Consider the following 11,420-nt stretch of genomic DNA (forward strand, 5'->3'; position numbering starts at 1 on the left):
ACGGATTAACAGTCCGCCGTTCTACCGACTGAACTACAGAGGAATCGTGTGAACGAGGCGCATAGTAGCGACCTCGGTTCGGCTTGTCAAAGGGTGAAAACACCCTTTTTGATCGTTTGCCGACAATTTCAGCAAATCGCTGATTTTATAGCAAATTTGCGGTGAAATTACACAGCAGGATGCGCCGCCCGCGGGCAGGCGGCGCAGTTGTTTAGAACAGAACGGAGTAGTTCAGACCAAATGTGCGGCCACGGCCTTTATAGGTATACAGACCCGGTGCGCCATACGTTGGGCTATACAGCCCCGGTGCGCGCTGTCCCCAGGCAGTGGTGTAGTCTTTGTCCAGCACGTTTTCCACGCTGAAGCTCACTTTACCCACCGGCAGGGCGTAGCTGCCCAGGAAATCTACCGTGTTATAGCCATCGATCTTCTTACCGTCGGCATCAGAGACGTCAAAGGTCTGGGTACTCTGCACGCGCAGGGTCCAGTCGCCCGGCGCCCAGTTGACCCAGGCGCTGGCTTTCGACGGGCTGGCGCTGTCTACCGTCAGCTTCTCCCATTTACCGTTTTCACGGGTTTCAGACTTAATGGCGTTAAAGTTTGCGCCGGTGCTCCAGTCGCTGTCGGTGAAGAAATAGTCCACCTGACCTTCCACCCCGTAGATACGACGCTTATCGTCTTCCAGGTTGATGGTCATATCGGTTTTGTTGATGGTGATGGTTTTATCCGAGAGCGAGTAGTACGCCGCAACCTGTGTGCGCAGGTTATCGCCGGTGTAGCGCCAGCCCAGCTCGTAAGCGTTAACTTTAATGCCGTCCAGCGTCGAGTCGTTAACGTTCACGCTGTTCAGCAGGCGATAGTGCCCGTCGACAAGCTGATAGGTGCCGGAGCCGTAGTACTTCGCCAGGTCCGGAATTTCAAAGCCCTGAGAGAAGTTAAACCACAGCTGCTGCTGTTCGGTCAGACGGCTAAGGATCCCGGCGTTAAACAGGAAGTTGTTGTAATCGGTCTTCCCGCCTGGCACCGCGTCTGCCGAGGTGGCTTTCCCGGTGGCGATGGCCTGCTGCTGGGCGTAGCCAACAAAGTCATCCACCTTGTTTTCAGTGTACTGGTAACGCACGCCGCCGCTCAGGGTGATGGCGTCAATGTCGTAGCTCGCCTGCAGGAACGGGGCGAGGTTGGTAATGCTGTAACCCGGATAACGCCCCACGTTGTACGCATTGTCCAGCTTCATGCCGCCGCTCGCTGCCGCTTTACTCAGGTCGAAGAACTGCTGGTTGGCGTCGAAGGTTTCATGGTCGGCGTCCACACCCCAGGTGAGCGTCAAATCATCCAACGGCTTGCTGTTCAGGGTCAGCTTACCGCCGTAAAAATCGGTTTTCTGCTGAGAGGCACCGATGCTGGTGACCGTCCCTTTGCTCAGGGTCGGGAACGGGTAGTAGGTCAGACTCTCGTCACGGTAGTAGATCTGCGCGACCAGATCCTGTCCCCAGAAATCGGTATTGGAGTACTGCAGGTTAATCAGATGGCGCTCGGTACCGGGGATACGGTCAGAATCCAGGTTGTTTTTGTTATACGCAGTGGCATCACCCGTTACTGCCGAGAAGTTCTTCCCGAGGTACAGGCCATGCTTGCCATCGGATTCGCTCTTGTAGTACTGGGTGGTTAACTGCAGCTGCTGGTGATCGTCAATGTTGATGGTGCCGGTGCCCATCACATCAATACGGTCCGAATACTGTAAGCCGGTCTGGGTGTTATCGATGATCACCTCGTCGCCGTTGCCGTCATACCAGCCGCCGTAACGCTGATAAGAAACGGACAGGCGACCAGACGCGTTATCATTACCGCCGCTGACCGCCGCCGACACGTTCTCATCGTGGTCGTTGTGGCTGTTAAACCCGCTTTTTGCCCCGGTCTGGAATTCGACTTCCGTCTCCGGCTGACCTTTTTTGGTGACGATGTTCACCAGGCCGCCGGTACTGCCGCCGCCGTACAGCGAGGTGGCGCCGGAAATCACTTCGATACGGTCGATGTTGAACGGATCGATAGAGTCAAGCTGACGGCTGTCGCTACGGGAGGAGTTCAGACGCACGCCGTCCACCATCACCATCATTGAACGGCCGCGCAGGTTCATACCGTAGTTGGTGCGCCCCTGGCTGCTGACGTCCATGCCCGGGATCAGCTGCGCCAGCACGTCTTTAATCTCTTTCCCGCCCTGAACCTGCTGCTCAATTTCCGCACGCTCAATAACCCAGGTGGTCTGCGCCATCTCCGCCACGCTGCGGTGTGCGCGGCTGGCGGAGACAACGATATTTTCTTCCTTTTGTTCTTCTGCCCACGCAGAGGTCGAAAGCATGGCAAGCAAGCACGGATTTAAAACCCAAAGATGAGAACGTTTCATTGTTATGTTGATCCTGATTGTGTGTGTCAGTACTCGGTGGTCTGTGCTAATGGTTTAAAAACCTGGCTGTTATCCACGCTGGTGGTGCTACGCCAGTGGATCACGCCGGGGGTGGTGGCCAGCTCAAACGGCTCGTCGTCGTGCGCGCGATTGAGAATTCGCGCGGCGCGCCAGGCCATCAGGCTAAGCTGGGGTTCGGCAATGCCGAGACGGTGCATCCCGGCATTCACGGCAAACAGGCGGTTGCTCTGCGGGCCGTCCCATTCAAGGGTGAAATCGTTGTTGATATGGAAGGCTTCGTCGGCATCCAGGTGCAGACGATGGGAGAGCGGGGCCAGAAACGCAGGCGGCGCGGCGCGGTAGCCAGTGGCAAAGATCACCACGTCGCTCTCCAGCTGTTCGCGGCCGCCGTCGAGGTGATGCTGTAGCGTCAGGCGCTGCCCGTTTGGCAGTCGCGTGAGGGCGGTCACCGAGCGGGACGGCATCAGGTGCGCCCAGGGTTTTTCTCGCAGCACTTCAAAGCGGTGATACATGGCGCGGTAAATCGCCAGCAGGGACTCGGTGGTGATACCGTCAGAGGTCATCTTCTGCTCGTGCAGCATCTGACGACGTGCCTCTTCACCAAGCGTGGAGAAGCTGTCCACGTACTCCGGCGTGAAATACTCGTTGGCAAACGCGGCCTCATCCAGGGCGTTGTAGTTATTGCGGCGCGACACCCAGTTCAGGCTCAGCGGCTGACCCCACTCCCCGCGGAAGATATTCAAAAACAGATCGGCACCGCTCTGGCCGCCGCCAACGACGGTCACCCGTTTGCCCGCCAAATCTGGCGTGCGCAGCATCATCTCGCTGGCGTGGAAGCAGCTGTCATCCTGCGCGGTCACGCAGTCGGGGAGGTTGATCTGTTTGCCAATCCCCACGCAGACATGGCGCGCCAGGAAGCGATCGCGCTGGGTTACTACTTCAAACAGGCCCTTTTTCTCATCAAAACTCACCTGCTGTACCTGCTGGCTGAAGGCGAGGTTGGTGAGGTTTTCCGCCGCCCAGCTCAGGTAATCAGCAAACTCTTCGCGCGAAACGGTGCGCTGCTCGGTGGTCAGAAAACGGTAGAACTTTTTACGCTGCACCAGGTAGTTGAGAAAGCTGTGACGGTTGGTCGGCTCCACGGCGCTGACCAGATCCTTCAGGAAGCTGGTTTGCATGTGGCAGTCCGGGACCATCATCCCCGGGTGCCAGGAGAAATGCGGCTTGCGTTCAAGAAACAGTGAGCTAAATCCGTCCAGCCCCTCTGCAAGGGCTGCGATGCTGAGGTTAAACGGGCCAATACCAATGCCGATGAAATCATACGTTTTCATTGCGCTGACTCCTGGGAGACCAGAAAAAGGGGGTTATCGAGATCGCAGACGTAGTTCGGCAGCATGCGGCTGCCACCGTCGTGTTCGGAGAAGGTGAGTTTGACCGGGTTGAGGATCACGCGAATAATCTGCGGCTTAAACAGGTCGAATTTCGCGAAACGTTCTGTAAGATCCGGATGCGCGGCCATATAACGGCGCAAAACCTGCGCCAGGATCTGGTAGAAGCGGGTTTCGCTGACGCCGCTTTGCTGCGTGAGACGCGAGATAAAACGCAGCACCGTCACGAAGTTGCCGGTTTGCAGATCATGGATGATGTACTCCGCGCTCAGGCGCGCCGTGACGGCTTTCACCTGTTGCGGCAGGCTTTCCGCCTGCGGGAAATCTTCATCAACCAGCCGCATATCACCCTGGAAATCCTTCAGCAGAATGCGCTGTGGCACGTAGTCTTTCATCACCAGCGTCACGTTCTGGCCGTGGGCGATGAGCGCCACGCCGTAGCGGCAGAGCAGGTGATAGAACGGGATCACCGTGGCATCGAACAGTTTTTCCAGCCAGGCTTCGGCGGTTAATCCGGAATGGGCAATCCACGCGTCAATCAGCGGGCGTCCGGCGTTGTCGGTCTCCATCAGCGCCGCCATCAGTACCGCCTGCTCGCCGTCCTGCAAATAGCAGGACGGGTTTTCGCGCCAGATCACGCCCATCATCTCCTGATAGCGATAGGGCGCTTTCGGTAGTGCGGCGTAACCGGTATGCGCCAGATATCCGGCGGCGGGTTCGCCAAGCACCTGCGCGCCAGAGCGGGTGAGAGTGGCGTCGCTGGCAAACTGCTGCTGTAACCAACGCGAAGCCAGCGGACCGGCGGCAATGTACTTGCCCGGAATGCCGCGATAGCAGGAGGTGTTGTAGATGGTCAGCGGCAGCTTGATGTCATACGGCGCGCGGCGGCTGGCGTTGGTTAGCGTGCGCAGGGACTGTTGGGCCAGATACTCATCACCAAATTCCCCCAGCTCTACCATCTCACCGCGCGCGAGCTGGGCCAGGAAATGGACGGCAATTTTTTGCTGCCACTGCCACGGATGCAGCGGCACCGGCAGCCAGCTGTCGTCAAGCTTCAGCGCCTGCCAGCGGACGTCAAAGCGCGCGCGCTCGGCACTGTCCATGGTGCTGGCCAGCAAGGTGTTGATATCGCAATCGACATCGCTGCTCCAGACCAGATGCTCGCGCTGCACGGCAACCCAGTGCAGGCGAAAACGGCCACGGTATTCCGGCGCGTACTGGCGCAGCGCCTCCAGCCCCCAGCCGCGGCGTCCTTTGTTAAAAATGAACTTGGGATGGCCGCTCATCAGACACTGGAGTTCGTCCGGGTTGAGATGAATAAGCGCGTCGGCATCCAGCGTCTCTCGCGCCTGCAGCAGCTGCATGTCGCCCCGCAGCGTGGCGTAAAGATCTTCCAGATGCTCTGCCGTTTGTGCATTGTTCATCTCCAGCACCGTCGCCAGCTGCAAAAATGCGCTTTCCGCTTCCAAGGCGGCACCGCTGGTGGTGGTCAGACTGGCGGGATCAATATGTAACCAGCCCCAGATGCCGCGCGTGGCGCGAAACTGCCATGTTTCGCTGCCCATGGTGATTTGCCAGCGGCCAGCAGCCAGCGGCTCGGCGCTCAGGGTACGTTCGTATTCCAGCTCGGCGAGGATCTTCGCCACCATCTCGCGGTTCACTTTTTGCCAGAGTGCGTTCACAGTCCCACCTCGCTGAAGAAGCGGTGACGCTCGCTCATGATGAGGCGCGAACGTTTATGCGGGAAGTCGAACTCTTTAACGGTGTCGAAACCGGCAGACGCCAGATGGCGGAACAGGCGCTGATTGTCGAAACGTGGCTCAGCGACAATGCGCGTCGTGCGCGGTTCATCCAGCCACAGATAGTGGCTCAGACCGCGCAGCCAGCTACGGATATACTGCGCGCCGCGCCAGTTCTCTTCGCCGACCAGCATATGCAGCCCACGGTCAAACGGCTGCCAGCGATAGTGGCGTCCGATACGGTCTTCTGCGGCCCAGTAGAGCTCAAAATAGCCGAACGGCTGATCGTCAAAGCAGCCGATAACCGGGTAGCAGTACGTCGAGTCGAGCTGACGGCGCAGGTAGTTTTCCTGCTCTTCCTGAGGACCGGCCATCTCCCAGAACGCGTTGACGCGCGGGTTGTTCATCCACTGGGTAAAACGCTCACCGTCCAGCGCCACGTCGGCCACGCGGAAGCTCAGGGTGCGTTTAATTTGCGCATCGTAACGGCGATAGACTTCCCCTTGCGGACGGTGAGGGCGCAGCGGGAAGTAAAGCTGACGGCTCTCATCGAACTGCATGCCACCGCTGGCCTGCGGACGCTCCCCCTGCAGCCACAGCGGCAGCTGCCAGAAGGTCTCACGGGCCAGATAATCGCCGCTGGCAAGCGCGAATAACGCCTGCGCCTGCGGTTCATCCTGCCAGGCTGCCCACGGCAACGTGATGCCGGTCAGTGCCGGTGCGGCGACAAACAGCTGATCCAGCGCCTCGACCAGCCAGCCGTCCGGGATATCGCGCAGGCGCTCCAGCACCGCGCTGCCGTCGAGGCCTAAGGTCAGCGGCAGGGACGTGTCCGTTGCGGTGCAACGAAAGCCGTAGCCGGAATGGACGATATTCGCGTTAGCCATCACGCCTTCTCCTTGTAAAACGGGTTGCTAAAGTCGAAATAGATCACTGCCGGATCGGCAATCGTGTTTTCGTTGCGATCGTGCAGGTAGCAGAAAAAGTTGCCTTTGCAGTTCCAGGTCGGGCTGTCCAGCACGTAGTCAAGGCAGCGGGTCTGCTTCGCGGTCTGGCGCAGGCTGGCCAGCGCGTCACGCACCCGTGACATCAGGCTCTCTTCGCTGTCGAAACCTGCGGCAGCGAGGGCGGCGGTGACGGCGAGTGTGGAGTTCAGCAGCAGGTAATAGGGGAAGTAGCGCAGCAGCTGGCTCTCGCCGAAGCGGTTTTCCACCTCGCTTTCACCTGCCTCTTTCAGCCACGCGTCGGCCCCTTCGGTCCAGGCGCTGCCCTGGCAGTCACGGTAGATAAGCCCGACCGGGAAGTCCTGCTGCATCTCCACAAGAATGTTTTGCTGATGTGCCAGCAGGACCAGACCGTAATCGGCTTCGGCGCTGAACAGCGGAAGGAGAACGCGGTCGCAATAGGCGTCCAGCCAGCAGCGCGCGGCCTGGGCAAGGGGGAGATCCAGACGCTGGCTGAGACGGCGGACCGCAGCCGCCAGCAGGCTGTCACCGCCGTCCGGCGCGGCCTGCGTCAGGCTCACCAGCACGTTGGTTTGCGTATCCGGCGTATCAAACAGCAGGTTCACGCGCAGCGCCATCAGGCTCTCTTCCTGAATGACGCCGCTTTCGTCACGCAGACCCGCCCAGCCGTCTTCCTGCATTACGCGCATGGTGGGGTAGCGCGCCTGGAGCTCCTGCCAGCGCGCCGTTTTCGCCAGACGCGCCAGACGCATCCCGCGCTTAACCTCTTTCACCGACAGCGTGCGTACCGAGTTGGTCAGGCGCACGCTCAGGGAAAACTTAATCATGTCGCTGTTGGTTTCGCAGTACAGCGAGCGGGAGGAGCTGGTGGGCAGCCACTGCGCGCCCGCTTCGCCCAGATCCTGCAAGGCTCCCTTCGCCACCAGTCGCTGGCACCAGTCCTGACCGAGCAGGTACTCCGCCTGCCACGGATGCATCGGCAGCAGCCAGCGGGTGTCGGTGAAATGACCGAGCAGTTCAGGGGCGCTCTGGGCTGCGAAGCGCAGCAGACGTTCACGCAGGGAGACGTTCAGGCTCTCGCCAGCGATCAGTTCACTCTCAACGGCAAACCAGCGCAGCGGAAAGCGGGAGGCGAAATCGGGCAAATAGCGGCGGGCTTCGGCTTCGTTAAACGGCTCGTGTGACTTCGGGGCCGGATGGAATGCGTGGCCGACCAGCAGCGCCTGTTCCGCCTCGGCGAACGTCAGCGGCGTGTCGCGCAGGTTTGCCCAGCGGTGACGCAAGTCGATCGCCTGCCAGGTATGGGCATGGCTTTCAAGGGCGCGCTGCTTAAAACGCGCCAGCGTATCGGCATCCAGTGAGCCTTTTACAGCAGGTTTTTCAAGAATTAAATCAACCAGTTGAGGGAAAGTGACGGCGTCACTACGGTCGCTGTCGGTCTGGATGAGCGTTGCCGGGAAGCGATACTGATGATGCTGGGTTGGGGAGAAATAGTGTACTGAAACCCGGATGGCCTGGGTTTGCGAGAGCGGGATATGGATCTGCGATAGCTCATCCGCAGCGGTAGCGGGGAGATAGCGCCAGTCCTTCGTTTCGCGCAACAGGGCGTTTAAAAAACACTGAGCCGCAACGTCTGTACCGGCAGAGCGGGGCAGAGTACGCATAGATGTACCTCATTCCATGACTGATAATAATTCTCGTTATGATATTCATTCTGTTTACAGTCGCAACTATTTTTGCAATATTTGTTTTCATAAACTTCATGATTTCCACACATTTATTGACACTATGTTCACAATTCTATGCGCTCACTTTCCGACACTCTGACCGACAATCTCACCCCGAAAGCGAACTGGCCCCTGGCATTGTGTGCCGGTTTACTGGGGATCGGGCAAAACGGTTTGCTGGTCATGCTGCCGCAGCTGGTCACGATGACCGGGCTATCGCTCTCCGTTTGGGCGGGTCTGTTGATGTTCGGTTCGATGCTCTTTTTACCGGCTTCGCCCTGGTGGGGACGCCAGAGCGAGCGGCACGGCTGCAAAAGCGTGATGCTGGCCTCGCTGAGCGGCTATCTGGCAAGTTTCTTCGTCATGGCGCTGGTGGTCTGGGCAATGGCGAACGGGATGCTCAATGCCGCTTGGGGGCTGGCAGGGCTTATCCTCTCGCGCACCCTGTACGGCCTGACGGTCTCCGGTCTGGTGCCGGCGGCCCAGACATGGGCCATTCAGCGTGCGGGTCTGGAGAAAAGAATGGCCGCGCTGGCGACGATAAGCTCGGGCCTCAGCTGCGGGCGTCTGCTGGGGCCGCCGCTGGCTGCACTGATGCTCAGCGTTAATCCGGTGGCACCGCTGTGGCTGATGGCGATAGCGCCCTTGATTGCCCTGCTGATGGTGCTACGTGAAGTGGCCGATCCGCCTTTAGCGCCAGTGGCGCAGCAGGCGACGCGGCTGCAGGTATCAATGCTGCCTTATCTTGTGCTGGCACTGCTGCTTGCCGCGCTGGTGAGCCTGATGCAGCTTGGTCTGTCACCCCATCTTAGTCCGTTGCTGGACGGCAATGCGGCGCAAATCAGCCATCACGTTGCGCTGCTGCTGAGCCTGGCCGCGCTGGCAACGCTCGCTGCCCAGTTTCTGGTGGTGCGTCCACAGCACTTTCGCCCGATGACGTTACTTTGCCTGGCCGCGGTGTTGATGGTGGTCGGGCTTGGGGTGATGTGTCTCGCGGATGTGGTGCTGTTCTATGTGGGGATCGTCATCACCTCGCTGGGAGCGGCGATGGCAACGCCCGGATATCAGCTCCTGCTGAACGACAGGTTAACGACAGGCAAAGGGGCGGGGGTGATCGCCACCAGCCATACCCTGGGCTACGGCCTCAGCGCGTTGCTGGTGCCGCTGGTGACGCGCATGTTCGGTGAAACGTTTTTAATCGTGGCCGCCTGGGCGATGGCGCTGCTGTTTCTAGCCCTGAGCTTAGGGGTACGGTCGGTTGAGCGTCCCCCTGTCGGAAGGCCTTAGTGGACCTGGCGGGAGGCGTGGCTGCCGGACTCCTCACTTTGCCGCAAACGCTGCAAGGGATCCTGCTGATAAAAATGACAAAAACGTTGCCACAGGGCCGGGAAACGCGGGGCGAACAGCTCCGGGGCGCTGAAGAAATACTCTGACAGCACCGCAAAACACTCGGCCGGATCGGTTGCCGCATAGGCATCAATGCTGGCCGCGCTTTCCCCGACAAGGTCAATCTCATCCTGGATGTTTTCCATCGCCGCATGCAGGTCATGCTCCCATCCCGCGACTTCACGCAGCGGGATCAGCGGAACACCGCTGGCGCGATCGCCGTTGCGGGTATCAAGCTTATGCGCCACTTCGTGAACAATCAGGTTAAAGCCAGAGGCATCGAATGAGTCCTGAATATCCAGCCAGTTGAGGATAATGGGTCCTTGCTGCCAGCTTTGCCCGGACTGCACCACGCGCTGGTTATGCACCAGACCAATATCATCTTCCCACTCGTCATCAACGATAAACGGCGCGGGGTAGATCAGCACTTCGTGGAAACCATCCAGCCACTCGATACCCAGTTCGAGCACCGGCAGGCAGAACAGCAGGGCGATACGTGCACTTTTATGTGCATCCAGCTCAAACCCCTGCAGCGGGACCAGCCGCTTTTGCTGCAAAAAGCGATCCGCCAGTTGAATGAGCTTTGACTGTTCATCCGGCTGGAGGTTGGCCAGCACGGGGATCGCCAGCGCGTCATCCCACGGCAGCGCCACATGTTGACCAGCGTCATTTGATTTCCAGGGCCACTTAATCATCGCTGTGCTCGCAAACTCGTCACGTGAACAAAATTGAAAGGTCAGGTTCCGTTAACATGCCAAAGAACCCGGCATGAAGGCAACTATAAAACGTAGAGATGTGGGAATGGCAGGAGAGGCCAGCCCTCTGCCATTATTCAAACACTTATCCCGTTTCCTTTCAGTGACAAAAATCCCATTGAGACGATCCCCAGCGGAAAACATGGCACAACGGGTGATACAGAGCGTTTATCAACGTTTGATTTCTCCGAGCGCGTCGATCAACTGCACCTTCTCCACGGATATTTGCTTATTGTCCTGAAGCGGTGCTAGTACCTCTCTGATTCATAAGTCGCTATTATGAATGTTCGAGTTTCCAGAAAGCGCTAAGGATTGCCAGAATCTATGCCCGTCAATTTCGACCTCAACGATCTTTATGCCTTCAGAGCGCTGGTGGAGTACGGTAACTTCCGTATTGCCGCAGAATCTATTTGTCTTTCCCAGTCCGCCTTAAGCCGCCGCATTGAAAAGCTGGAGACCGCCGTCGGCGCGAAACTGTTCGACAGAACCACCCGGCGCGTGACGCTGACGCTCTTCGGGCAGACCTTTGCCGACCGCTGCGGGCAGCTTCTGGAAAACGTGGAGTCGATGCTGGCAGATATCGACAAGGTGAGCGAGGAGCGCACCGGGCTGATTACCGTCGCCACCGTGCCTTCGGCGGCCTGCCATTTTATGCCGGAGGTGATCCGCCAGTTTCATCGCCGCTATCCGCGCGTGCGCATCAAGCTTATCGACAGCAGCGCGGGCAATGTCATTGACGCGGTGGCCAGCGGGCAGGCGGATTTTGGTATCTGTTTTGCGAGGAGCCTGCAGCCAGATCTCACCTTTATTCCGCTGGTGGAGGATGTATACGTCGCCGCGTGTCGTCGCGATCATCCGCTGGCGGGACGCAAGAGTCTGACCTGGCAGGCGTTTTATCAGCAGGATTACATCAGCCTGGACATTACATCGGGGAACCGGAATCTGCTCGATCAGATGCTCGGCCATATTAAGCCGGAGCGCCCGGGGATCTGCGAGACGCGCCACGTCACCACGATGCTGGGAATGGTAGAGGCGGGG

At 58.9% G+C, this 11,420-nt stretch carries 8 protein-coding genes; 2 read left to right on the forward strand and 6 right to left on the reverse strand.

All coding sequences use genetic code 11. The annotated features are described in order from the left end of the window. Window positions 1-211: 211 nt before the first annotated feature. Genes HX884_RS17400 through HX884_RS17420 form a run of 5 tightly spaced genes read right to left on the reverse strand, consistent with a single transcriptional unit; the run spans window position 212 to window position 8,178 of the window. Window positions 212-2,401: a TonB-dependent siderophore receptor gene (locus tag HX884_RS17400; RefSeq protein WP_167816762.1), complete on the reverse strand. Its 2,190-nt coding sequence runs from the start codon at window positions 2,399-2,401 to the stop codon at window positions 212-214. A 26-nt stretch (window positions 2,402-2,427) separates the two neighbouring features. After that, window positions 2,428-3,753 (reverse strand): lysine N(6)-hydroxylase/L-ornithine N(5)-oxygenase family protein, encoded by a 1,326-nt coding sequence (locus HX884_RS17405; protein ID WP_178328535.1) that lies wholly within the window; start codon window positions 3,751-3,753, stop codon window positions 2,428-2,430. Then, window positions 3,750-5,492, reverse strand: coding sequence for an aerobactin synthase IucC (iucC, locus tag HX884_RS17410; protein WP_280925295.1), 1,743 nt, complete (start codon window positions 5,490-5,492; stop codon window positions 3,750-3,752). The genes HX884_RS17405 and iucC overlap by 4 nt, the downstream gene beginning before the upstream one ends. Beyond that, a complete protein-coding gene (locus HX884_RS17415; protein ID WP_029881841.1) occupies window positions 5,489-6,436 on the reverse strand; it encodes a GNAT family N-acetyltransferase in 948 nt (315 codons plus the stop codon). Before HX884_RS17415 ends, iucC begins: the two co-directional genes overlap by 4 nt. Continuing rightward, complete coding sequence (locus HX884_RS17420) at window positions 6,436-8,178, reverse strand: IucA/IucC family siderophore biosynthesis protein (protein ID WP_058683342.1); 1,743 nt, start codon at window positions 8,176-8,178, stop codon at window positions 6,436-6,438. The genes HX884_RS17415 and HX884_RS17420 overlap by 1 nt, the downstream gene beginning before the upstream one ends. A 138-nt stretch (window positions 8,179-8,316) precedes the next feature. Between HX884_RS17420 and HX884_RS17425 the strand changes: the two genes are divergently transcribed. Then, window positions 8,317-9,528: an MFS transporter gene (locus tag HX884_RS17425; protein ID WP_058683343.1), complete on the forward strand. Its 1,212-nt coding sequence runs from the start codon at window positions 8,317-8,319 to the stop codon at window positions 9,526-9,528. Here HX884_RS17425 and mtfA read toward each other — a convergent pair. Further along, window positions 9,525-10,322 (reverse strand): DgsA anti-repressor MtfA, encoded by a 798-nt coding sequence (mtfA, locus tag HX884_RS17430; protein ID WP_046888392.1) that lies wholly within the window; start codon window positions 10,320-10,322, stop codon window positions 9,525-9,527. The two genes, HX884_RS17425 and mtfA, sit on opposite strands and share 4 nt — an antisense overlap. Window positions 10,323-10,706: 384 nt before the next feature. On the opposite strand from mtfA, the gene HX884_RS17435 reads away from it, so the two are divergent. Beyond that, on the forward strand, window positions 10,707-11,420 hold a 714-nt coding region (locus tag HX884_RS17435; protein WP_256737170.1), incomplete at its 3' end, for a LysR family transcriptional regulator.

The sequence above is a fragment of the Enterobacter sp. SECR19-1250 genome (assembly GCF_013391025.1).
GTDB lineage: Bacteria > Pseudomonadota > Gammaproteobacteria > Enterobacterales > Enterobacteriaceae > Enterobacter > Enterobacter cloacae.